Source organism: Flectobacillus rivi, assembly GCF_030056655.1.
In the GTDB taxonomy this organism is placed as follows: domain Bacteria; phylum Bacteroidota; class Bacteroidia; order Cytophagales; family Spirosomataceae; genus Flectobacillus; species Flectobacillus rivi.
In genome coordinates this window covers 416,509-441,772 of the sequence record NZ_JASHIE010000004.1, presented here as the reverse complement: position 1 = coordinate 441,772, position 25,264 = coordinate 416,509, and the positions used below count along the sequence as shown (strand labels likewise).

The 25,264-nt window shown below is 36.7% G+C and carries 22 protein-coding genes; 8 read left to right on the top strand and 14 right to left on the bottom strand.

Features of this window, described 5'->3' with window-relative positions; translation table 11 throughout:
• Nucleotides 1-22: 22 nt before the first annotated feature.
• Together QM481_RS07825 and QM481_RS07820 are read right to left on the bottom strand one after the other, a co-directional pair.
• The gene (locus QM481_RS07825) at nt 23-1,309 is read right to left on the bottom strand and encodes a class I SAM-dependent rRNA methyltransferase (RefSeq protein WP_166549163.1); all 1,287 of its coding nucleotides are present in this window, start codon (nt 1,307-1,309) and stop codon (nt 23-25) included.
• A 213-nt stretch (nt 1,310-1,522) separates the two neighbouring features.
• On the bottom strand, nt 1,523-2,518 hold the full coding sequence (locus QM481_RS07820) for a zinc dependent phospholipase C family protein (protein WP_283381329.1): 996 nt from the start codon (nt 2,516-2,518) through the stop codon (nt 1,523-1,525).
• A gap of 230 nt (nt 2,519-2,748) precedes the next feature.
• Between QM481_RS07820 and rpsT the strand changes: the two genes are divergently transcribed.
• Nucleotides 2,749-3,006, top strand: a complete 258-nt coding sequence (rpsT, locus tag QM481_RS07815; protein WP_095162422.1) for a 30S ribosomal protein S20 — start codon at nt 2,749-2,751, stop codon at nt 3,004-3,006.
• A gap of 248 nt (nt 3,007-3,254) precedes the next feature.
• Nucleotides 3,255-3,956, top strand: coding sequence for a RadC family protein (radC, locus tag QM481_RS07810; protein ID WP_283381328.1), 702 nt, complete (start codon nt 3,255-3,257; stop codon nt 3,954-3,956).
• Here radC and QM481_RS07805 read toward each other — a convergent pair.
• From QM481_RS07805 to hisB, 6 genes are all read right to left on the bottom strand, one after another.
• Entirely contained in the window at nt 3,951-4,445 is a 495-nt protein-coding gene (locus QM481_RS07805; RefSeq protein WP_283381327.1) for a hypothetical protein, read from the bottom strand. The two genes, radC and QM481_RS07805, sit on opposite strands and share 6 nt — an antisense overlap.
• Before the next feature lie 17 nt (nt 4,446-4,462).
• Nucleotides 4,463-4,996, bottom strand: coding sequence for a hypothetical protein (locus QM481_RS07800; protein WP_283381326.1), 534 nt, complete (start codon nt 4,994-4,996; stop codon nt 4,463-4,465).
• 59 nt (nt 4,997-5,055) lie between these two features.
• Nucleotides 5,056-7,725: a peptidase associated/transthyretin-like domain-containing protein gene (locus tag QM481_RS07795; protein ID WP_283381325.1), complete on the bottom strand. Its 2,670-nt coding sequence runs from the start codon at nt 7,723-7,725 to the stop codon at nt 5,056-5,058.
• 99 nt (nt 7,726-7,824) lie between these two features.
• Complete coding sequence (locus QM481_RS07790; protein WP_166549157.1) at nt 7,825-8,622, bottom strand: hypothetical protein; 798 nt, start codon at nt 8,620-8,622, stop codon at nt 7,825-7,827.
• A 119-nt stretch (nt 8,623-8,741) separates the two neighbouring features.
• Entirely contained in the window at nt 8,742-9,299 is a 558-nt protein-coding gene (locus QM481_RS07785) for a hypothetical protein (protein ID WP_283381324.1), read from the bottom strand.
• Nucleotides 9,300-10,095: 796 nt separating this feature from the next.
• Entirely contained in the window at nt 10,096-11,217 is a 1,122-nt protein-coding gene (hisB, locus tag QM481_RS07780; RefSeq protein WP_283381323.1) for a bifunctional histidinol-phosphatase/imidazoleglycerol-phosphate dehydratase HisB, read from the bottom strand.
• A gap of 324 nt (nt 11,218-11,541) precedes the next feature.
• Between hisB and QM481_RS07775 the strand changes: the two genes are divergently transcribed.
• Entirely contained in the window at nt 11,542-12,921 is a 1,380-nt protein-coding gene (locus tag QM481_RS07775) for a DUF937 domain-containing protein (protein WP_283381322.1), read from the top strand.
• 243 nt (nt 12,922-13,164) lie between these two features.
• On the opposite strand, the gene accC is transcribed toward QM481_RS07775, so the two are convergent.
• On the bottom strand, nt 13,165-14,670 hold the full coding sequence (gene accC / locus QM481_RS07770; RefSeq protein WP_283381321.1) for an acetyl-CoA carboxylase biotin carboxylase subunit: 1,506 nt from the start codon (nt 14,668-14,670) through the stop codon (nt 13,165-13,167).
• Between the two features lie 278 nt (nt 14,671-14,948).
• Entirely contained in the window at nt 14,949-15,311 is a 363-nt protein-coding gene (locus QM481_RS07765) for a hypothetical protein (RefSeq protein WP_166549152.1), read from the bottom strand.
• 327 nt (nt 15,312-15,638) lie between these two features.
• Between QM481_RS07765 and QM481_RS07760 the strand changes: the two genes are divergently transcribed.
• The gene (locus QM481_RS07760) at nt 15,639-16,907 is read left to right on the top strand and encodes an aminotransferase class I/II-fold pyridoxal phosphate-dependent enzyme (RefSeq protein ID WP_166549151.1); all 1,269 of its coding nucleotides are present in this window, start codon (nt 15,639-15,641) and stop codon (nt 16,905-16,907) included.
• A gap of 152 nt (nt 16,908-17,059) precedes the next feature.
• On the top strand, nt 17,060-17,239 hold the full coding sequence (locus QM481_RS07755) for a BF3379 family histone-like protein (RefSeq protein ID WP_095162445.1): 180 nt from the start codon (nt 17,060-17,062) through the stop codon (nt 17,237-17,239).
• A gap of 99 nt (nt 17,240-17,338) precedes the next feature.
• Here QM481_RS07755 and QM481_RS07750 read toward each other — a convergent pair whose 3' ends face one another.
• Both QM481_RS07750 and QM481_RS07745 read right to left on the bottom strand, forming a co-directional pair.
• Entirely contained in the window at nt 17,339-17,743 is a 405-nt protein-coding gene (locus QM481_RS07750) for a MaoC family dehydratase (protein ID WP_283381320.1), read from the bottom strand.
• 171 nt (nt 17,744-17,914) lie between these two features.
• Nucleotides 17,915-18,349 carry a YybH family protein gene (locus QM481_RS07745; protein WP_283381319.1) on the bottom strand — a complete coding sequence of 145 codons (435 nt, stop codon included), beginning with the start codon at nt 18,347-18,349 and terminating at the stop codon, nt 17,915-17,917.
• Between the two features lie 348 nt (nt 18,350-18,697).
• On the opposite strand from QM481_RS07745, the gene QM481_RS07740 reads away from it, so the two are divergent.
• From QM481_RS07740 to QM481_RS07730, 3 genes are all read left to right on the top strand, one after another.
• Entirely contained in the window at nt 18,698-19,570 is an 873-nt protein-coding gene (locus QM481_RS07740) for a diacylglycerol/lipid kinase family protein (RefSeq protein ID WP_166549149.1), read from the top strand.
• A 159-nt stretch (nt 19,571-19,729) separates the two neighbouring features.
• Entirely contained in the window at nt 19,730-20,743 is a 1,014-nt protein-coding gene (locus QM481_RS07735; protein WP_283381318.1) for a PDDEXK nuclease domain-containing protein, read from the top strand.
• 20 nt (nt 20,744-20,763) lie between these two features.
• A complete protein-coding gene (locus QM481_RS07730) occupies nt 20,764-21,102 on the top strand; it encodes a translation initiation factor (RefSeq protein WP_283381317.1) in 339 nt (112 codons plus the stop codon).
• Between the two features lie 106 nt (nt 21,103-21,208).
• Here QM481_RS07730 and scpA read toward each other — a convergent pair whose 3' ends face one another.
• Nucleotides 21,209-23,332, bottom strand: coding sequence for a methylmalonyl-CoA mutase (scpA, locus tag QM481_RS07725; RefSeq protein WP_374760882.1), 2,124 nt, complete (start codon nt 23,330-23,332; stop codon nt 21,209-21,211).
• Nucleotides 23,333-23,392: 60 nt separating this feature from the next.
• On the bottom strand, nt 23,393-24,781 hold the full coding sequence (locus QM481_RS07720; RefSeq protein WP_283381315.1) for a methylmalonyl-CoA mutase family protein: 1,389 nt from the start codon (nt 24,779-24,781) through the stop codon (nt 23,393-23,395).
• Nucleotides 24,782-25,264 lie beyond the last annotated feature (483 nt).

The window sequence follows — 25,264 nt, the reverse complement described above, 5'->3', positions numbered from 1 at the left end:
TTATATATCCTTTTGGTTTTATTTACTCAACATAAAGAACCAAACCTTTTAGATAACTTCCTTCTGGATGGAAAAAATTAACAGGGTGGTCTGATGGTTGCGTCAAATGGTGTAATACTCTCACTTGTCGCCCAGCCTCTAACGCTGCTGATACAACTGTATTGTAAAACAATTCTCTATCTACTACTTGTGAGCATGAGAACGTAAACAAAATGCCACCTTTGCCCAAACGCTTAAAACCTTCCATATTCAAACGCTTATAACCTTGCACTGCACGGTGACGAGCATCCATACTTTTCGCATACGCAGGAGGGTCAAGAACAATCAAGTCATAAAATTGGTCGTTTGCTTTCAGATATTTCATGACATCTTCAGCATACGCCTCATGATTATTGGCGTTTTTGTCTCCAAAGTTTGCTTCTACGTTCTGATTTACCAAGTCAATGGCTTTTTGTGAAACGTCCACCGAGTGAACCAAAGTTGCTCCTTCGTTGAGGGCATAAATTGAAAAGCCACCAGAATAACAGAACGAGTTTAACACTTTGCGATCTTTCGCATAACGAGCCAATAAAGCTCGGTTATCACGCTGATCAAGGAAGAAACCAGTTTTTTGCCCAGTTTCCCAGTTAATCAAAAACGTATGACCATTTTCTTTGGCTGGATGAGGCACTGAACTTGTTCCGATTAAATAGCCATTTTTTTGATTTGCGGCATATTGAGGAGGCAAAGTCTCTACGCTTTTATCATAAATAGCCACTAAGTTATCGCCCAATGCTCTTTTGATGGCATTTGCCAATTTATGACGCTCAAGGTGCATTCCAATGCTATGAGCTTGTAAAACTGCTACGCCATTATAAATATCAACGATCAACCCTGGGCAGCCGTCGCCTTCGCCATGAATCAAACGGAAGCAATTGGTTTGTTCAAAGTCGATTAATTTACGTACTTCAAAAGCCTTCGCCATTTTGTTAAACCAAAATTCTTCGTCAGCTTCTGTTTGTTCAAATGAGAATATTTTTACAGCAATACTACCTTCGTGATAATGACCTGTAGCCAAAAAGCTACCTTCAAAATCTAGTACATCTACCACTTGTCCGTCTGTTGGTTCACCTAAAATCTGAGAAATTGCCCCAGAAAATACCCAAGGGTGAAAACGCTTTACAGGTAATTCTTTACCTGCATTTAATACAACAGCAGGTTTGTCTAAGCTAAGATGACTTAAATCTGACTTTACAGCAGGTTTATTAGTCTTATGATTAGGCTGATTTTTTCTACGAAAATCGCTATTTCTTCTAAATTGATTTTTCATAATACAAAGGTAGAAGATAAATTGTCTGAATTGAAGCAAAATTATAGCGCAAGTTATCGATTTGCATAATTTTCGTTATTAGGCTTTGAACATTAAAGGGTAGGCGTTAGGCATAAAAAGTATTCATCATTTTATGGAAAACACATTTATACCTTTAGCTTACTGTATATAGTTTGCTGCCTATTGCTGGTAAAATCCACTAATTTACATCCGCTATTCATTTTCCTCTCTCGCCGAGAAAAGTCGTTTGAGCCATGAACTTGCTTCTTTTTTGTCTGCCATTTGTAATGAATCGCTTAAATTTTGTTGAGATAAGTTGTTTAAATCTGGTTGCCCTGCATCTACCCAACAAGTGTACCAAAAATCTCCAATCATTTTCACTGTTGCCTGCATTTGTCGCTCCACTTGGTGATTAAGAAGATTGTGGTAAGTTTGACTGTAGAGTTGTGAATAGGTTCTTGTGTTTATCGCATTTCGTTCATCTACACTAAATTGCTTGTTAGATGAAATGTGAGTTTGTAGTGCTTTTTCAAACCTAAAAACTGAGTCTAAGCAGGCATTGGCAGCCCTAATATGTGCCCAAATACGTTTTTGAGGAGATTTTACATATTCGGCTTTTCCTACAAAGAAATCATAATCCTTCGCAAAAAGCTCAGGAAGCCTTGATTCCCATAGCCCATGAATCCCAACTTGTTGTGTTTTTTGCCCATTATAATTGGAGGTAGTATGCAGAGGAACATTAGAATCGCCAATATAATGCCCAATTTCCGCCGAACATTTTAGGATAAGGGGCAAATTTTTGGATTCAAATGCTTTAGTGAGGCGATATTTCATAAACTGAATATGCCAAGGTACAATACCATGCTTTTTGAGGGTATCCTCCGAGTATTTTTCCACCACCTGCTCCCAAGGTTTTTGCAAATGAAAAAACGCACTGTCGCCATAATAATCTAAGTCGATAAAATGCCTTGGTGCTTCATCAGGAATCGCATAGCGTCGTTTGTCGGGGTCTACAGCATGTTCGACAATATACCCAAGATGTTTTTTATAAAAAATAATCATTTCTGGAGGGAGCGTAAAAACTGCAAGTCGATTGATAAATTGATGCCCAAAAAATCCCCAACGAGCAAATTGGTCTGAATTAGCAGGGAAAGAGTAGCTATAAAGCATAAGAAGTAAAAAACTTCGTACGAATAGGGTAGGTTTCATGTGAGAACTATTGAAATAAGATGAATAAACTGATTAAAGTTACACGGCTAATCTTGGAAATACAATTTATTTCAACGACATTTGCACCGCAAAAATCAATTTTTCAATTAATATTGAGTATATTATTGGTAAATCTGAAAAGAAAATACTACAATTAGGTTGTGGAAGTCTAACTTTTTCTGTACCTTTGCACTTCAATTTAGAAAACCAATATTATTCGGGAAATAAAAATGGCAAATCACAAATCAGCGTTAAAAAGAATTAGAGCGAACGAAGCTAAAAGATTGCGTAACCGTTACCAACACAAGACTACTCGTACAATGGTAAAACGTTTACGTGAAACTAACGATAAAGCAGTAGCTTCTGAACTCTATAAGAAAGTTTCTTCAGCTTTAGACAAATTGGCTAAGAAGAACATTATTCACAAAAATAAAGCTTCTAACTTGAAATCAAAGTTAGCTAAGTTGGTGAGTAAAGTAGCAGCTTAATCAGCTTCAAAATACTAAGTCTAGAAAGGGTCTCATTTTCGAATGAGACCCTTTTTGTATGATTAATACGCTTGGGGCTACAAGCAGTAGGCAAAATGTATTCATGATTTCATTAAAAACATTCTTTAACTTTTAGCTTAATTCCTTTTGAAGGAATAGTTTAAATACTAAAATTTTTAGAAAAATACGATTGATTACAATACTTTTTTACATATTTACCTAAAAAACTATAGTAAATATATCCACCTATGTCATCGTATTCTAGTGAACACCTCAATATCAAAGAGTGGGCAGAGGAAGATCGCCCGCGTGAAAAACTACTTCTTAAAGGAAAATCAGCCCTTTCGGATGCTGAATTATTGGGTATCCTAATTGGTTCGGGTATTCAAAAACTAACAGCCGTCGACATTGCGAAACTGATATTACAAGGTGTGAGTGGTGATTTGAATCAATTAGCTCGACTCACAGTCAAAGAACTCGCCAAATTTAAAGGAATCGGCGAAGCAAAGGCAATTACTATTGTAAGTGCTTTGGAATTAGGGCGCAGACGAAAAGAAGCTGAAATTCCCAAACGACCAAGAATTACCTCTTCGAACGATGCCTATCAAGTGCTGAAGCCTTATATGCTAGATTTATCGCACGAGGAGTTTTGGGTGATTTTGCTTAATCGAGCCAATCAAGTGATTCGCTGCCAATGTATAAGTTCGGGTGGAGTGGCAGGGACGGTTGCTGATCCCAAATTGATTTTTAAACTAGCCTTAGAGAATCTGGCTAGTGCTATGATTCTTTCTCACAATCACCCCTCAGGAAATACTGCGCCGAGTCAAGCGGATAAAGATTTGACAAAGAAAATGGTGGAAGCTGGAAAGTTTTTGGATATGCCTGTTTTAGATCATTTGATTTTTACCGATAAAACGTATCTCAGTTTTGCTGATGAAGGTATTTTATAATAACCCCACAAAAGTATAAACAATGGTGGTCGAATAAGTTCGAACAGGTACTACAACTGAAATTCCCCTGATTTCATACTGAAGTGGAACTCCTGTTCTACCCAACAATCCTGAGAAAAGAGTTACGTCGGAGCTTCCGAGTAAATTATAACTGCCAACTCCCGAAGGACTTATCACCGCAAGAAGTACAGGAGTGCCATCTCCTGTTTTTCGTACATACAACTCTAATCTACTATCCCAAAGTGTATCTTGTTTCTTGGCTCGAACTTCATAAGTCAAAAGTGTACTGATATTCATTAAGGATTGGTTGGTTGCGCTGGTCATATTGGTGCTATAGTCAAGCCCAGCAGTGGTAATATTACTGGCAGGTACAGTAACAGACCAAGAGGTTCCTCCTGACTGGATAGTGATGCTTTGAGCACTGCCTTTTTGCTGAAAAACAAAAAGCAAAAGTGCAAAAAGGAGATAATATGACAGAGTTTTGAGCATATACTGAAACATTTTCTTTAATTATCGACCATCGTATAGGTTACTGAAAATGAGCTTGTTCCTGAGCGTAATAGTTGATAACTACTTACACTTAAAGAGTAGGTGAGGTTATATCCTGTGTTTGAGCCACTTCCTGTGTAAGCGCCGCCAATATTGTTAATAATTGTATTGCTAGATGTTGATAAAGTAACTGTGCCTGATGACGAACCAACTGTCCCTGTACTTGTTACGGCAGTTCCTGCCAGTACAGTAAGTTGTAAGCCACTTGGGACAGTACCCCCCGAAATTTGTGCTGTGATTCTTCTAGAGGCACTAGGTGCAACAGCCGAACTGAAGTTGAGCCATTTGGTCGTATTTGTCAAAGTGCTAATAGCTTCACCTGCAGTAGAAGGTGCTGAAAAACTAAAGGTAATAGAGTTGCTATTAGGACTTAATTTTAGCAATGCCACAGAGTTCAACGTAATGCCTACAGATACAGTAGATTGGGCATTAATTTGTACACTTAAGAATAATAAAATCAATATTTTAGCAAATAACAGCAATTTCATCATGTAGGCTTTTTGTTTTGACCAATATTAAGGTTCAATATTTGGATTCCATAAGCTACTATTCAGGGATTTTTGTTTTGTAATCTTACCTGAAAACTTTTACTACCATATACCAATTTGCGTTGGAGTGACTGTAAGCCAATGGCGATATCAACAGTTTTGCTTGGATTTACTTGGACATTCTGATTGGCATCTATTAATTGAAATGTATTTTGATTGTTGACAAGCCATGCCGATAAATTCCAAGAACCAGGGACAACATCACTAAAGCTAAATTCGCCAAGTGCGTTTACTTTGGTGGTAATAGCGCCTTGGTCATTTTGTATTTTGATAAAGATAGTAGGAAATACCAAAGTGCTATCGATTTTTCGGTTTCCATTTTGGTCTACCAATTGAACAATCCCGTTGATGAGTCCTGTTCTGGCAATGGTTATTCGCAAAGTATGAACACTATCGTTTTTGACCTGAACTTCTATTGGTCCGCGAGGTGTAATCGAAACATTATAATAATTGGGATTGGGTTCTACTCTGAAAATATATTTGTCAGGAATAATTTTATTAAAAGTAAACTTGCCACTGGCATCGGTCAATACCTTTTTTTCACCTAAAGAAACCATCACATTACCTACCGAAAGTGTATTATCTGAGCTATTCAATTGACCAATTACTGTACCTTGACGTTTGTCTTTTGCTAAAGGCAAATTCAATTTTAAGGTATATTTCAAAGAAAAGTAAATAGCATCTCTATTGATATTTCCAAGATTGATTGCCTGTGGAATAAAAGACTGTCCGACCATTAGACTCACAGCATGATGTTTAAAATCTAGATTGAGATTTCCAGTTAAATAGCTTTGTGTTTGGACAAGTGCTTCAGGCGTAAAGTTGTTACGATAAGTTGCCATTGCGCTGAGCCATGGACGAATATTAAGCCTGAACGAACCTCCATAAAAATAGTAATTGGTATTGCTATTGGTAGCCGAATATTTACTGGTGTAAAGATGCTCAAAAATTCCTCCAAACCAGAGCGCAGGAATCAGTCTGATTTGAGGATTAATGGCATTGGAAAAAGACATTTTGATGATATTTTCATCATTAGGAATTAATAGATTTTCGGCATTACCCCATCTGCCATTGTAGGAAAGCGCAAATTTTTCTCCGTTATAATCATAACCTAACCCTCCAAATGATTCTCTATAATAAAATGACTTAGGCTCTAATCGGTCTTCTCTTTCAAGAATATTATAGCTAAGTCGCAACATACTTCGGTAGTTGAATCGGTAATTCAACTGCCCAATGAGACTTTTAATATAGGGCGAAGAATTATATACCAATAGGTCAAACGAAGGATTTATTCTCGTAAGGTTATGGCTTATTCCGAAGGAAAGATGGTTGTTGATGGTAAAATTAATGGAATTGAAAGTCTGCCAGCCACTTTTATAAAATCCGTAAAAATTTTTGCCTGCATAAATCAAATTACTCGAAATCGCTATCCATTTATTATACCAATTAAAATTGTTCTGAATGGCATAATCAGTTCCATTTAGAGATATACTTTGTGCCAATTCTGTCTCCCAATGAATTTTTGCGGTGGTAATACTTGAAAATAAGTTTAAGATATTAGCATCAAATGATTGATTTTTGAGCAAAACGCCTTTCCGTTGATAGCCAACGGTAAGAAAATTATTTTTTGAATAAAACCACAAAATATTACCTCCTAATTGATAGTTGAGGTCAGACTCAAAACGAGGTTTGGCATAGTAAAAACTCGTTCCTATTACTTCATTTCGCCAATCTATTTTTGCTCCTCTGCTAAACCGACCAAATTCTAGTAAGTTGGATAGTCTTAAATTATAGTCGCCTAATTGCACAGAAAGTGTTTTTCTGAAATCATATTTCATCGAATATATCTCATACGAACCAATCATCGGGATTTGAAATTGATTAGGTCCATGTGCCGTAAAATCGATATAATGCTTACTAGAAAAATCTAAAAATCCCTTACCCCTCACATCAAATTGGTAAGCGGAAGTTGATAAATCTCCTTGTTTGGTACCAATATAGACGCCTCCAATCTCTAAGGGAAATCTGAGCCATGAATTATCTTCTTTGCGAGTTGTGCCGTATACAGGAATGGATACAACGCTAATCATGGAGGTATCTTTCGTTTTGAGCGTTAGAATCGGATTATAGTTCCAATTGCCTTGATTAGTGCTTGGAATAATATGCCTTGTAAAAATGGTGAAGCTTTCATTCGCTCCAATTGGCATATCAAGTGTATCTTTTTGACTAAATATTTTGCCTTGATTTAGACTAATTGTAGCTTTTTCGAGAATATTGCCTGCATTTTGAATAGAGAAGGAGATATTCAATGTATCTCCTTCTTTGGCAAAATCAGGGAGATTCATGGGAGTAATCGTCAGTTGGTGAACCTTTCTGATAGTAATCGGAAAATTAGCAATGGACTGTGCCTGGTACTGAAATATAAAATAATAAGGCCGAATCGCTACTTTATTGGGACATACCATCGTTTGAACAAACCTACTTGTACTATCATTGATGGGAATTTGCTTGGTCAAAATCGTTGCCCAATTGGGAGGCGAAATTAATTGAACGGGTACAATACCTTGTTTTACAGGATGCTTGACATCACAAAAAACCGTGAAGTGTTCGCCTGGGGAAATATCTGAGGGATATTTTAAATGTTGAATTTTGGGCAATATTTGTCCATGCACTTTGTTTAAAGCACCGAATATCTCTACTACTAGAAATAGAATAAAGATTTTTTGGGATAATATGTACTTGTGGGAACACATTGATCAACCTAGGCTACTTTACTCAATAGATAATTCAAGATTGGAGGCAAATAAATCTGTGCCGTTATCTGCAATTAAAATTCCCTCGTATTTACCTTTGGGCAGTCCTACAATGTCCACTTCGAAGGTATTACACTTGTCTTGATAAATTCTTCTTGACAAACTTTCAAACACTTTTATCTTTTCACCTTTGTCATTATAAATCTCCAATGACACTTTGGTTTTGGCCGAAAAACGTCCCTCATTTTTGAGCGAAACTACTACTTGACTATTTGAAACCTGCTGGTTTTTAGTATTATAGCGAACATCTAAAAACGAAAGCTTTGGACTTTCAAAAGCCCCTTTATTGGCAATTACCTGAATGGCATATCGTACTTTTGAGTTGATACTTACCCCTGAAGGATCGCTACTTGTAATGGGGTCAGCAGCCTCAACCATGATAACCGACCAATAGCTTCCATTAGCAGAGCTTTGCGGCAATGCTATAGAATAAGGCAAATCAAATTCTTCTTTGGGCGCTAATATTTTTTCTGATAAGGGAGTAGTGAGATAACGCCCTAACGAATACGAGTGTGTTGGCGTACTCGCAAAATTAGATTCTTGACCACAGGCAAGTAAATACTCTTGTTTATAAAATAGGACTTTGACGGCAGTCTCAGCATCATTTTTTAGTTTTATGACTCCATTTACTTGAGCAGATTCTCCCAAGATGGCGTGTTCATGGGTGAGTCCGTTCAAAATTAAAATATTTGAAAATCCAGTTAAGGAAGAGAAAATAATCGCCCAGCACAAAGCCCACTTAATGAGTTGATTCATAAGCAAAATAAATTAATATGGGTACGGAAAATCAACCGTATCCTAAAGTATAAGCTATGACCTAACAAGCTTCTTTTCTTTAAGATACGGTAATTGAATGTCAAAGAGTTTAGATACTTTTAGTTGTCAGCTAAAGTATATGTTACTGTAATACTTGACGTTCCAGAACGAAGGTTTTGGTACGCCGAAGCACTCGTAGTAGCAATACTATAAGTTAGATTACTACCATCACTAGAACCTGTTCCTGTTGCACAACTTGTAATACCAGTAATAATGTCGGCAGCAGTAGTACCCAACGAAGAGATTGTACTGCCTGTACCTACAGCTCCCTGTAAGTTGGAGGTACTAGGGGTTGCTGCGGTCACTGCAATCGTTAAACCTGCTACCAAAGCAGAAGCTTGTACTGAAATTTTACGACCCGTAGCAGGAGCAGTCATAATCGAACTATACTGCAAATACAGAGAGGTATTGTTGCTAGGGGCTACAATGGGATCTCCAGCAGTACTTGGCGAAGTAAAATTCATAGTTATGTTTTTGCTGGCAGTCGGTGCAATTCTTAGCATTGTAACTGCTGGAATCGTAATGCCTATGGTATGCGAGTCTATTTGGCCAACGACTTCGATTTTAGAAAGCAAGAAAAGTACTAAAGCGGATAAGAAGAAAACACGTTGTTTCATGGCTACTTGGTTTTAAATTGTGAAAAAATCATTTGCTTGACGGCGCTTTAAACATGGGACATTTACAGCTAGGCGTAGTAAGTGCTATAATGCGGTTTAAATGACTTTATTGAGGAGGGAGGGATAGTATGAAGATGGTTGTCGAAATAAATGTTTGAGTTTAATAATCAGCATAGCTTTAATTAGGAAAATAACCGTATTGTCTTGGATTTAAAGGAGTTAATATGAGAATAGAAGCAGTAATTATGCCAAATTAGTCATTGAAAACCCTGAATTACACGAACGCAGTAGTATTGAAATTTGCTATTCAAATAGGGAAATACTAACGAGAAATAATTATTGATTTTTTAGTAATTAAACTACTGATATTTAAGTAATTACGGATTGGGTATTTTTGAGTGAACAAATGAGCTGGAGATAAGCTCAAAAGTACTATTGGGGGACGAGCGACGTATAGAGTAGAAACTGTGTAATTTAGAAGCGTAACGAAACAAAAAAAGAGAACTGTTTTAGTCCTCTTTTTTTATACTTGACATCTTATTTGCCTCTTTCGTTATAGATTTTTTGTAATCTCGAACCTACAACTGCTGCTAGCACAAAAAGAACGATAAAGAATAAAGCTCCTGAAACACCCATGGTATTTATATTTTAGATTTATGAAAATGAACAGTCAGTTTTGATACCACAAAGATAAAATTCAAAACTGAAAGATTCATATATTAACTGCTAAACTTTGGGTAGTTTTTTGTTAAGTCAATAAAAAGAAAGTTATCTGAACTTATATTTTCGTGCTTAACTATAAAACTCCTTTGGTAGATGGAAGAATGTCCAAATCCTTGATTTCTCTTTTTGTTGCCATTTTGATAGCTTTTGCAAAGGCTTTGAAAGTCGCTTCGATTTTGTGATGCTCGTTGTCAGCTTCTGCTTTGATATTCAAATTACACTTGGCTGTATCAGTAAATGATTTAAAGAAATGGAAGAACATTTCAGTTGGAACGTCACCAATTTTCTCACGAGAATATTTTGCATCCCAAACCATCCAGTTACGTCCAGAGAAATCAATCGCAGCGTGTACGAGGGCTTCGTCCATTGGCAATAAGAAATAGCCATAACGAGCAATACCTTTTTTATCACCTAATGCTTTCAAATAGGCTTCTCCAAGTGCTAGAGCTGTATCTTCGACGGTATGATGCTCATCGATATGTAAATCACCAACAACTTTTACCTTCAAATCTGCGCCAGAGTGTTTTGCCAACTGGTCAAGCATGTGGTCAAAGAAGCCCAAACCTGTTTCGATTTGAGATTTTCCCTTACCGTCTAGGTTTAGCTCAACCCAAATTTGAGTTTCTTTTGTAATTCTCTCTACCGAAGCTTTGCGTTCGGGCAAACGTAAAAACTCATAAATGGTATCCCAATCAGCCGAAACTAGAGCTGTAGCGTCAATATGTTCTGGTTGCTCAATGGCTTTTTCTCCTAAATAAATAGCTTTTGCTCCGAGATTGATAGCCAATTGAATATCAGTCAAGCGGTCTCCCAATACGTAAGAATTTGCCAAATCGTATTGTGTGCTATCAAAATATTTAGTCAACATCCCTGTTGAAGGCTTACGAGTCGGCGCATTTTCATGTTCGAATGTACGGTCGATATGTACGTCTGCAAAAATGATATTTTCACCTGTCAAGGTATCCATCATTTTGTTATGAGCAGGCCAAAACGTGTCCTCAGGGAAAGAGTCTGTGCCTAAACCATCTTGATTGGTTACCATAACCAATTCATAGTCAGTTTCCTCAGCAATTTTGCGAAGATTAGAGATGGCTTTAGGTAAAAAAGCTAATTTTTCTAATGAATCAACTTGAAAATCGACAGGAGGTTCCTGAATGATAGTACCGTCACGGTCGATAAATAAAACTTTTTTCATTGTTTTTGTGATTGCGTCTGAGGATAGAGCCTTTGGAGGTAAAATTTGAGCTATCCTTTTTATATGGAGCCACAAAGTTAAGGTTCATGTTTTGGTAATTAAATTTTTTTCGAAGAATTTCACTTTTTTAACATCTATTTTGCATTAAACAAGTCAACAAGGGCGTTGATAAAATGATTTGATAAGATATTGGAAAATATGCGCCAAATATCAAGGAAGGATTGTATTTTTGAGCAAAAAAATGGAGTTGTTGTGTACCTTATCATACAAACAGTGCCTATTGCTTATCTAAAATCTCGATAGAATAATCTTAAAACATTTGATATGAATTTAATTGTAGAGTTGAAAGAGTTATTAGGGGGAGACATCAGTGTAAAAGCTGCCTCGCTAGTAGGTGAAAAAGAAGACAAAGTAAAGTTGGCGATAGAGGCGCTAGTACCAACCATTATTGGTGGTATTATGAAAAGAGCTACTAATGAGGCTGGCGCTACCACACTCATGAATGTTATCCAAAAAGGAGGTCACGATGGTGCCATTCTTTCTGAAATTTCAAGTGTTGTTCAAGATCGTGAAAGTTTTGCCAAAGTAGTTGAAAAAGGTCATAGCTTGGTAAGCATGTTGCTTCCTGACAAAAAAAGCTCTATTGCTACCTTGATTTCTCAGTTTGCAGGTGTTCGTAATTCTTCGGCTACTTCATTATTGGCTTTTGTGATGCCAGTGGTGATTGGAAGACTGGGTAAAGTAGTTACAAATCAGAATGCCGATAAAAGCACACTAGCCAATACGGTACTCGAATTGAAGAGTTACTTATTAGGTGAAACGCCAGAAAGCCTTCAAGTAAAAATGATTGATGTTCTAGGCTTGGCAACATTCATGAGTCAAGAGTTAAAGCCTGTACAGTTTGCATCTGGCGCTCCTTTACGTTCTCCGGGTGTGCCTGCTCCAACAGCGCCAAAAATCTCTGATGATAAAGATAAGATTGTTACTTACTCTAGCAAAAATTATGAGTCTGAAGATGAAGAACGCCAACCACTTCCAAAATGGGTATTTCCTGCCAGTATTATAGCTTTAGTAGTAGCAGTAGCCGCTTATTTTTTGGTAAATTATGACTGGCAATCAACATTTTCTAGTAATGCTGATGAAGTAGATAGCACGCAAGTTGAGCAAGTAACAGGTGCTGAAATCGATACAACAGCTTTGCCAAAAGATACAGCTGTTTCAAAGTTAGACTCGTCAAACACAGCTGATGAAGTTAAGTTGACTGGTATTGCATTGCCTAATGGACAAACTATTGAAACACTGCCAGGGTCATTTGTGGAGCGTTTTACTAAATATGTGGCAGACACTGCAAGTCGTCCTTCACAAGTGTTTGTACTAGAGAATGTGGCTTTCGAAGGTAATACAGCAACTTTGGTAGCAGGTGGAGAAAAGAATATTCAAGATTTAGCAAAAATCATGACAGCTTTTCCAAAGGTTCAAGTAAAAATTACTAGCCATACAGACAATACTGGCGATACTCTTCAGAATAAGACAATGTCTCGTAAGCGTGCGTTTGCTATTCGTAATATGTTGGTTACCAACGGTATTAGCGCTATTCGTATTGACTTTGATGGTAAAGGTCCATTTGTTCCTGTAGCATCAAATACCACAGAGGAAGGTAAAGCAAAAAATAGAAGAATTGAGGTGAAAGTAGTGAAGAAGTAGTACTTCAATCTAATTGAGTGATTGGATTAAAATTTGTATGCTCAACTTAAGACGAAATGTTTAGTGTCTTAAGCCAAGTGAAACTCAAGATAGTATCATTAAAAAAGCGGTCGAAAAGTAATTTTCGACCGCTTTTTTAATGATACTACAATACTGGATGACTCTTATTTAGACGTAAAATATTGCATCTCCACGGATAAAGAATATCGCTCAATCACTCAATCAAAATCCACTCAATCAACACTATCTCAAAGCGGTACGGTTAGATTTCCATTGACTTTTAACCAGTTGTCCACCAGTACTTTCTTGACTTGGTGTTGCTTTTTTATGAAGAATCAAATGTGCTGCCAATGCTGCTGCGATAGCTTCTTCATCTGCATCTGGCGCAGTATCCAAAACCTCAGGAGTATAATAAAGACTGATAAAACGTGTATCGAATTGACCAGAAAGAAACGCTTCATGACGCAATACAAATTTGCAAAATGGAAGTGTTGTTTGAATTCCTGTAATTTGATATTCATCAATCGCACGAATCATTTTATCGATAGCTTCATTACGGTCTTTACCATAGGTAATCAACTTGGCAATCATTGGGTCATAATAGATAGGAATAGCCATTCCTTGTTCCATACCATCGTCTACACGCACGCCATTGCCTTGTGGGCGTATATAAGTCGTAAGTGTACCCACGTCTGGTAAAAAGTTATTGCGAGGATCTTCTGCACAAACTCTACATTCAACGGCATGACCATTAATTGTTAGCTCTTCTTGTTTGAACGAAATAGGGTGTCCTTCTGCAATCAGAATCATTTCTTTTACTAAATCTACTCCAGTAATTTGTTCTGTCACTGGGTGTTCTACTTGTAGACGAGTATTCATTTCTAAGAAATAAAAATCTAACTTTTCGTCTACAATAAATTCTACTGTACCTGCGCCATAGTAATTACAAGCACGAGCTACATCTACGGCACATTGTCCCATTGCTGCACGAATTTCGGGTGTTAATACTGCCGAAGGTGCTTCTTCTACTACTTTTTGGTGACGACGTTGCACTGAACATTCTCTTTCAAAAAGGTGAACAATATTGCCATGCTTATCGCCTAATACTTGAATCTCGATATGCTTAGGTGAAGTGATATATTTTTCTACGAAAACAGCACCATTTCCAAAAGAAGCAATGGCTTCGGAAACTGCACGGTCCATTTGTTCGTCAAACTCTTCTTCATTTTCTACCACACGCATACCCTTACCGCCACCACCAGCAGATGCCTTGATGAGGACTGGATAACCAATGTCTTTCGATTTTTGCTTAGCAACTTCACGGTCGGTTACGGCATCAGGTGTGCCTGGGACCATGGGAATATTATATTTAGCAACTGCGTGTTTCGAAGAAAGTTTGTCACCCATCACCTCAATACTCTCAGGCGACGGACCAATAAAAATGATGCCTGCATCTGTTACTTTTTTACAAAAGGCTGCATTTTCAGACAAGAATCCATAACCTGGGTGAATAGCGTCAACGTTCAAATCTTTACAAATTTGAATGATTTTATCACCTAATAAATACGATTGATTGGATGGGGGAGGACCTACACAAACAGCTTCATCTGCAAATTTTACATGTGGTGCCAAACGATCGGCCTCCGAATAGATAGCAACAGTTTTGATACCCATTTCACGAGCAGTACGCATCACACGCAAAGCAATTTCGCCACGGTTGGCAACGAGGAGCTTATGAATTTTTTTCATTGATTGGTTTCTTCGATTTTGTTTTGTTGTTACTAATGTATTAATGCAGAATGATAAGTTGAGAATGTAATTTTTTAATTATCAGCATTTTATATTTAAAATAGATTAAATTTTATCTTACTTTATTACTCTTTAGACTGTAAGTATTTGACATATTCCATGAGAAACAGCTTTCAACTTCATTTTACGGGATAAAGTCTATAGCTTAAAGCGGGTAAAATTAATTTTGTCCACTAATTGATACTTTCATCATTTTTATAAATGTCTTATTTCCCAACCTAAATATTCTGTGGAGGTTCAAATAAGGACTTTAATGTTTCAAGCATTGAAATGATATCATGAACAATATTTCTAGCTTTTTTCATGACTTGAGCATGTTGTTTTTCTAATGATTTTTCATCAAAAAAACGCCACAAATACAGCAAATCATCAAACTGATAAGCAAAATCATCAATTCGATAAAGCGTAAATCTATCCTCCTTTTCGTAGGCTTTATAGATGGCCAGATAAAAAGCGCCATCTTTCAAAACACTTTTAACCATATTTTGGCTAAAATCCTGTGGTAACTCCTGATTATCAACCAAAAAGTCAAGGATAGTGCTTTGGTCTTCGCAAATGGTAAGTTTACTATTTAGACTCATGGCTCATTTGGATTTTTCAAAGATGGATTCAACTTGAAATCTTACAATTGAAAAAGTGCTGCCTTTACCCAATTTTGATACAAGATATAAAACGAATCGATAAATATGTATTTAGCGAAAAAAGTTCTTGAAATATTGCAAGTAATAACCAAATCAAGTCTTGTTATTCTTTGTTTAATACAATATTTGGCAGTTAAAAAATAAAGAATTAACTTTGAGATTATTTTAAGATTTTCACTGCACATATTCCGCTAATATATTAGGCAGAAAAACTTGTTGCTTTGAAAATAATTGACACTATTCATAAATCTAAAACGCAGATATAAAGTGGATATTTTTGAGAAAGTCGTAAACAACATGGGGCCGCTAGGTTCTTACCACAAAATTGGCCACCACTATTTTTCATTCCCTAAATTGACTGGCGAATTAGGCCCTTATATGAACTTCAATGGCAAGCGTATGCTTAACTGGTCATTGAACAACTACCTTGGTTTAGCTAACCATCCTGAAGTTCGTGAGGCTGACGCACAAGCTTCTGCTGACTATGGTTTGGCTTATCCAATGGGTGCTCGTATGATGTCAGGTAACTCTGATTTGCATGAGGAGTTTGAGCGTCAATTAGCTGAATTTGTAGGTAAAGAGGATGCTTTCTTGTTGAATTACGGCTATCAAGGTGTAATGTCTATTATTGAATGTATGGTTGACCACCGTGACATTATTGTTTACGATGCAGAATGCCATGCTTGTTTGATTGATGGTATCCGTTTGCACAAAGCTAAAATGGGTGCTTACTACAAGTTCAATCACAACGATATGGGCTCATTGCGTAAAAACCTTGAGCGTGCTACTAAGAAGGTTGCAGAAACTGGCGGTGGTATCTTAGTTATTACAGAAGGTGTGTTTGGTATGTCGGGTAAAGTTGGTTCTTTGGACGAAATCGTTGCATTGAAAAGCGATTTTAACTTCAGAATCTTAGTAGATGATGCTCACGGATTTGGTACAATGGGTGAAAATGGCCGTGGTGTTCACGAACATTTGAACTGTATCGAAGGTATTGATTTGTACTTCTCAACATTTGCAAAATCAATGGCTGCTATCGGCGGTTTCGTTGCTGCTCCGAAAGACATTATCATGTTTTTGAAATATAATATGCGTTCTCAAACTTATGCAAAAGCACTTCCTATGCCTTATGTAATTGGTGGTATGAAGCGTTTGGAGTTGATTAAGAAACATCCAGAATTGCGTGAGAAATTATGGGAAAACGTACGTGCTCTACAAGATGGTTTCCGCAAAAGAGGTTTTGATATTGGTGACACAACTTCGCCAGTAACTCCAGTGTTTTTGCATGGTGAATATGATGTTCTTACAGCAACGTCTTTGATTAGAGATTTACGTGAAAATATGGGTATTTTCTGCTCGATTGTAGTATATCCTGTAGTACCAAAAGGACAGATTATGTTGCGTATTATTCCTACTTCAGCACACACGCTAGAGGACGTAGAATACACTATGAATCAGTTTGAAGTAGTACAGAAAAGATTAGCTGAAGGCTTCTATAAAGCACAAGCTGAGCAGTTTAAATCAGTATTAGCATAATTTTAATACGATTTTGTGCTTTTTTCATGCTTTTTTTGATAAAAGAATTTGCATCATGTTGGAAATTGACTATATTTCGGTCGTAAAAAATGCCTACAGACTTCGTATGAGGCTTTTTTAACAATTTATCCAACCTAAATCCAATTACAAATATGAGCAGATTCTCAGAAGTAAAAGACTTGATTTTGTCATTAGAGGGTGACTTCGAAAAGTTCTATGAAAAAGGCAATCAAGCTGCTGGAACTCGTGTGAGAGGTGGCATGCAAGCATTAAAAACTTTGGCTCAAGAGATTCGTACTGAAATCCAAAACAAGAAAAACCAAAGTGAATAATTCAAGCAAATAAAAAAGGCTAGCAGTTTTGATTGCTAGCCTTTTGCTTTTAATAAAGCCCATTATCGACTAAATCGGTGATGGGCTTTATTAGGTTTACTAAAACTGTTCTGCATTCATAATCGTAGCCATACCATCAGTAGTCTTCTTGTTGGTCGCAACATCGAATATCTCACATTTGACTTCTGCTATGTGCTTTTTCTCATCAATACTTACTACTGTAAATACCGCTTCATAATCTGTATCAACAAACATTGGGCGTTTGAATTCGGAAACTTGTTTTAAATAAACACTTCCAAAACCAGGAAATTCCGTACCCATTACTTTAGAGAAAATACTCGAAGCTAAGGCTCCATGAATAATTGGGCGTTTGAATGGAGTTGTAGCCGCAAATTCAGTATCTAAGTGAAGAGGGTTATGGTCTCCAGATACTTTTGCAAATAAAATTACGTCATCTTGTGTAAAAGAAAACTTATGACGATGTACTGTATTGAGTGCAATCATGAATGAAAAGATTTTTTGAATAAAGTGCTATCAATTTGTTGGTCACTTCATTTCTTAATTTTCTACAAATATACTTCGAGTATTTTGATTTTAGTAATAACACGTGATTGGTTGAGTGTTCTCTAGTACTGTAATCATAACCAATATGTTGTTACTTCTTACAAAAATCCCTTATGAAGAATGATCGGCAATAATAACCCATTCGCCTTTGGTTTTTTGCCATGTCAGGGTAAAATGACCGCCAATATCACCCTTTTCTGGACGAGTCAAAGCCCATTTTCCTACCAACAAGCAATTGTTGGGTCCTAGAAAGTTTACTTTGATGATGGTAAACTTCAGAGTACCCATGCTGGCTTTGTCAGGATAATTCTTCTGATAACTAGCCAATGTTTTTTGATAACCATACGTTACTCCGCTTTTACCAATATACATCAAAGAATCAGACTCCCAATAACCTTTCATAAATGCGACTACATCGCCTCGATTCCAAGCTTGATTTTGTTTGTCTAAGATTTCTAGAATTTTTTGACGGTCTTTATTAGTTTGTGAAAAACTGATAAAACCAATTAAGCAAAATAATACAGAAAAGATGAAGCGCTTTGTCATGTGAAATAGATAAAATTAGGGTGCTAAATATGAGATTTATCCAAATAGATAGAATACATCCCTCCAAAATTTTGTAGTTTTGAATTCTTATCAATTCAGCTCAAATAAAGATAATTATTTTTATGAAATTCAAAGAATTTGTAGATAAATATAAAGATTACTATTTGGTAGATGGCCTTATGTATCTTTCTTTTATTATAATGATTATCTTCATGTTTGTGTTTTTCAGTTAGTATATGCTTTTCGCAACTCAACCATAGAAATACGCTTCCAAGAGATTTTGGGTGATTGATTAAAACACTTATAAATTATAGATCGGGCGTATGTCTCGTAAACTCGCATAATATTATGATTTGGTTTGTTTTAAATCCTAAGTCTGGAACCACAACCCCAGCAAAGAGAAATAAAATAATTCAAGCTATCAACAAACAGGCAAATTGTAGATTAATCTTAACAGAATATGCAGGTCATGCAACCGAAATCGCTCAACAGGCCGTTCAGCAGGGTATTAGCCGTGTTGTAGCAGTCGGTGGCGATGGTACAGTCAACGAGGTAGCTCGAGGGCTGGTGGGTTCAGACACTGCGCTTGGTATCATTCCGATTGGTTCTGGAAACGGTTTAGCTCGTCACCTGAATATACCTTTAAAAATTGATAAAGCGATTCAGTTTGCTATTCAGCAACCTACTGCCCAAATAGATGCTTGTTATTTGAATGAAATTCCCTTTTTCTGTACTGCAGGAGTTGGGTTTGATGCTTTTGTGGCAAATGAGTTTGCTCAACAGGAGTCAAGAGGTTTGAAAACGTATGCTAAAATGTCTTTAAAGTCATTTAGAACTTATAAGCCCGAAGCCTATGTGATCTCGCATCAAGGAAAAGATTATGCTAAAATGGCCTTTTCTATCACCTTTGCTAATGCTACACAATATGGAAATAATGCCTTGATTTCGCCAAAATCTAAAATCGATGATGGCTTAATCGACCTCGTTGTATTGAAGCCATTCCCTTTTGGAGCAGCTCCAATTATCGGTGTACGTTTGTTTAGAGGAACATTGCCTAACTCTCGTTATATTGATATGGAGGTTTCGGAAGACTATGTGCTCAAGTCTGAAAAGCCTTTATTGATTCACTTTGATGGCGAACCTTTACAGTTAGATACCAACGAGATTCGGGTATATATCAAACCAAAATCGCTGAAAGTTGTGGCTGGGGTAGTGGAGTAGGGTAATTTCATTTTAATAGATTCTTTAATAATATGAATTTTCAATCGCTAGTAGCCTCTATCCATAATACTAATAGATATTTGCAGCAGCAGTCTATTAAGGCTGTTAATATTCATATTACGCTCCGAAATTGGCTTGTAGGCTTTTATATTGTAGAATTTGAACAAAAAGGAGAAGAGAGCCTCTTATGGAAGCCAGTTACTTCACAATTTAGCAGCTATTTTACAAATCAAAGGGCTTACTGCTCCTGAACTATCTAGGTGTAGGCAATTTTACCATACATATCCTCAGTTTAGTTTACTTTTACCAACTCGGATTTCTAATGTTTTTTCTTTAAAACCAGAATCACCTATATTTGATTCTGAACTGGATTTCATTAAAAATGAAATTTTTGGGTTATCAACCCAAAAATCTGCAAACATGATGGAAGAAAGAGAAATAGGGTATATAAAAGAAATATTTAGGACAATATCCTACACACATTTCACCGAGCTTATTAAAATTGAAGATGAAATAAAGAGAGAATTTTACGAGCTATTAGTTTTAAAAACACAAGTTTCTGTAAAAGAGTTAAAGCGACAAATCGCAACGTTAACATACGAAAGATTAGGTTTTTCAGAGAATAAAGAAAAAGCATTTGAAGTCGTAAAAAACAAAATAACGCCTCAAAATAGAGAAGATTTTGTCAAATCACATTATTTCTTTGAATTTCTAAATATTTCGCAACCACATCTTATTGAAGAAACTGAACTAGAGCAGGCGTTAATTGAACATTTGCAAATGTTTATGTTAGAATTGGGGATAGGATTTTGCTTTGAAGCTCGACAGAAAAGAATTTTAATAGGAGATGAATATTATTTCATAGATTTAGTATTCTATCATAGGATTTTAAAATGTCATGTTTTAATAGAATTAAAGACTGAAAAAGCAAAACATGAACATATTGGACAGCTCAAAACGTATTTGAATTATTATAAAAAAAATTTTCAAGATAGTAACGATAACCCCCCTGTAGGAATATTATTGGTTACAGATCAAAATAAAGCATTGGTGGAATATGCAATTGCTGATACAGATAAAGATATTTTTGTTAGTAAGTATATATTACAGTTGCCCAATAAAGAAAAGTTGGAAAGCTTTGTTAATAATGAATTAAAAAAACTGGTACTCTAACTCAATAGGAATCATTTACCATGTCAAAAAATAAAAAAATATCATTAGGAGTTGTCTATTCTACAAATCCTGATTTTGAATATGAATTTGAGGAAAAAGAAGTGGCGGAAACACTTCCTCCTAATCAACAAAATTTGAAGGCCTTATTAGATAAAAAGGCTCGTGCTGGCAAACAAGTAACACTTGTTACAGGTTTTGTTGGAAATGATGATGACTTGAATACTTTGGGTAAAAAACTTAAAAATCTTTGTGGTTGTGGTGGTTCTGTGAAAGATGGTGAAATCATCCTACAAGGTGATTTTAGAGAGAAGGTTGTTACTTGGCTAACACAACAAGGTTATAAAGCCAAAAAGGTATAAGAGCTATACTATTGAGTGAATGATGATTTAGTAAATTTCTTTATGAAATAATCACTCAACCACTAAATCACCATTCACTCAATTAGTAATGTCTCATAAAAATGAACTAGTCCATCAATTCTTTCAAAATCTTTTGTGCCGCAATCGATATGATTGTACCAGGACCAAAAACTCCTTTTACACCCGATTCATACAAAAATGCATAATCTTGCGCAGGGATTACTCCTCCAGCAATTACCATAATATCTTCGCGACCGAGTTTCTTAAGCTCATTGATAAGCTCTGGAACAAGCGTTTTGTGTCCAGCAGCCAAGCTTGATGCTCCAACTACATGAACGTCATTTTCGACAGCCTGTTTGGCAACTTCTTCTGGCGTTTGGAACAATGGCGTAATATCCACATCAAAACCTAAGTCAGCAAAGCTTGTGGCAATTACTTTGGCGCCACGGTCGTGACCGTCTTGTCCCATTTTTGCCACCATAATACGTGGTCGGCGACCTTCTAATTTGGCAAAATCGTCTGCCATTTCCTTGGCAATTCTGAAATTCTCGTCGTCTGTCACTTCTGATGAATATACGCCTGAAATTGAACGGATAATAGCTTTGTGGCGACCATACACTTTTTCGAGTGCCATAGATATTTCGCCGAGCGTAGCACGCTCGCGGGCAGCGTCTACAGCCAAAGCTAGTAAGTTTCCCTGTTTGGTATTGGCAGCTTCTGTGATTTTTTCTAAAGCTTTTGCTACTTTATCATTATCACGGACAGCCTTAATTTGCTCTAATCTTTGTATTTGTGATAAGCGTACAGCCTGATTATCTACTTCCAAAATCTCAATTGGAGTCTCCTCTGACAATTTGTACTTATTTACCCCAACGATAATATCTTTTCCTGAATCGATTCTGGCTTGTTTACGTGCCGCAGCTTCCTCGATACGCATTTTGGGCAATCCAGTTTCGATTGCTTTTGCCATTCCACCTAAACTTTCTACTTCTTCAATTAATGACCAAGCTTTTTTTGCCAGTTCTTTTGTCAAATATTCTACATAATACGAGCCTCCCCAAGGGTCAACGACACGCGTGATATTAGTTTCGTTTTGAATATACAATTGCGTATTACGAGCAATACGAGCCGAAAAGTCAGTCGGAAGTGCAATAGCCTCATCAAGTGAATTGGTATGCAAGCTTTGGGTATGTCCCAAAGCAGCAGCCATGGCTTCCACACAAGTACGAGTAACGTTGTTGAATGGGTCTTGCTCCGTCAATGACCACCCCGACGTTTGACAGTGCGTACGCAAAGCCAAGGATTTATCATTTTTGGGGTTAAACTGTTTCACAATTTTTGCCCATAGCAAACGACCCGCTCGCATTTTGGCAATTTCCATAAAATGGTTCATTCCAATAGCCCAGAAAAAGGATAGGCGAGGAGCAAAGTTGTCTACATCAAGACCCGCCGCAATACCCGTGCGAAGATATTCCAAACCATCAGCCAAGGTATATGCCAATTCCAAATCAGCGGTAGCACCTGCTTCTTGCATGTGATAGCCAGAAATAGAAATAGAATTGAATTTTGGCATCAATTGAGCGGTGTATTCAAAAATATCTGCAATGATTCTCATCGAAGGCTCTGGCGGATATATATAGGTATTGCGCACCATGAATTCTTTAAGAATATCATTTTGAATAGTACCAGACAGTTTTTCAGGGCCAACGCCCTGTTCTTCTGCTGCTACAATATAAAAAGCCATTATGGGCAATACTGCGCCATTCATGGTCATCGAAACCGACATTTGGTCTAAAGGAATTTGGTCGAAAAGAATTTTCATATCTTCGACCGAATCGATTGCTACCCCTGCTTTTCCAACATCTCCAGTTACACGTGGGTGGTCTGAATCATAACCTCGGTGAGTAGCAAGGTCAAAGGCTACCGAAAGTCCTTTTTGTCCTGCTGCCAAGTTACGTCTGTAAAAAGCATTGGATTCTTCGGCAGTTGAAAACCCTGCATATTGACGTACAGTCCAAGGTTGTTGGACATACATGGTCGAATATGGACCTCTAAGGTAAGGTGGTAAACCTGCGGCAAATCTCAAATGCTCGGCATCGTCGAGGTCTGCTTGAGTAAAATGCACTTTTACAGGAATTCCTTCGGGAGATTTCCAAAATTTGGAAGACGTAGAAGCAACAGCCTTGGCTTTTCCTTCTTGCAATTGAATATTTGAAAGATTTGGTTTCATAAAGTCATCAAACAAATTTTTGGTTTTACAGCTTTGTTTTGTTATTCCTCACTGAGACGATTACTGAGCTTCTACAACTTCTGATAATCTTTGAGCTCTTAATAATGGTATTGTTGATGTTTGAGCTTCTTTTGCTTCATAAACAAACGGCTTTTCATCAAATCTAAATTTGTTGACACCCACCATAACACGTTTGCCAGAAGTTGTAGCTTCTTGACGACTATTGTGATTTTGAGCAATTGTATTTTGAATGAACCCTTGTTCAAATGCTGCAATACTGCCGCCTAATGAGGCTACCTCTTGCAGAAGTAGTAGCGCTTTTTGAGCTAATTCGAAGGTTAAATGCTCGATATAGTAGCTTCCAGCCGATGGATCATTTACTTTGTCAAGGTACGATTCTTCTTTCAAAATGGTTGAAATATTGCGAGCAATTCTTTTCCCAAAACTCTCTTCATTTTCGAAGGTCGAGTTATAAGCATGTAAAACTAGGGCGTCTGCACCACCAATAATAGCAGACATCGCCTCGGTTGTGGCACGAAGCATATTGGTATTTGGCGTTAGGGCTGCATCAAAATAGGTTGAAGTGTGCGCCGAAATCACAACTGGAAATTCACTCGCTTTTTCAAAACCGTATCCTTCAGATAATACTTTTTGCCATAAGTATCTCATGGCTCTAATTTTGGCAATTTCAGTAAAGTAGTCTGTCCCAACGGCAACACTAAATTCAATTTTGTTCAAAATATCCTCCAAAGATAAACCAGCTTCGGTAAGTTGGTCAATATATTCCAGCGCATTGGCCAAAGTAAAGGCAATTTCTTGTACGCTGTTTGCACCTGCATTATGAAACACTTCTCCCGATACCAAAAGAGCTTTGAACTGAGGGTGATTTTGTACTTTTCTAATAGTTTGTGTTAATTGTATTGTACTATCTTTTGATAAAACACCAGTATTCATCCAACTTGCTAAATAGTCATCTTGTACTCCTCCTTTCATTTGATAAGGAATCAAAGACGCTAGTGTTTCTAGTAGTTGTACACTCTGATTTTGGACTTTAAAAAAGACATAAATCTCAGAAAGTTTGATTTGATGTAATAGTTTTTTGAAGTCGATAGAAGTAATGTCTTTTTCTTCAAAATCAATAATTACACTATCTGCACCCCACTCGATGGCTTCTAAAATAAGCTGATTTGTTGCCTTTTCGGTTGAAAAAATGATTTTTTCACGATTGTGCCAAGTCGCAATAATCGCATTATTTTGCGCACTTTGTACCAACTCTATTGGCAACGAAGATAAGTCTTCATGATTGTAATAAGGCTCAATACGCAAGTCGCCTTCGGCTTGCCAAATCAGCGTTTGGTCAAAGTCTTTTCCTTTAAGATCTTTGATTGCTTGATTTTTCCAAACCTCTTTAGAATGAGGTTGAAAGTCTTCAAAGAGTGATGCTGCCATATTGAAAATAGATTTCAAATAATTTAATTTTTCAAAGTTGGACAAATGTAATGTCTTAGATTTATCAAACCAAAAAATCTCCAAAACTTGATATTCAAAAGGATTTTATTGTATTTTTTATAGAACAAAACTATAGTAGATATCACGAACGAATGACTTTATTTTAGGGAGAACTCAACAGACATAATAGTCAATAACTTATTAAACGGTTGATTAATATACTGAAATATAGTGTGTTGTATTTTGAGTTTTTTTATAATTTAGGCTTTACTTTGTTTGATAAATACGGTAAAATCTTTCAAATAAACAAAACCTCTGCTCAAATAAGATAGTCAAGGAAAGTAGTTAAGAGAATCGTTTTGAGATTGTTCAAAAAATGATTTATCTCATCCCAATAGCGTTTTCTGATGATAAAATTTACTATTTTTGTGGCTTGATTTGGCACAAGACAAGTCATTGCTTTTTACAAAAAAGTTAAATGCT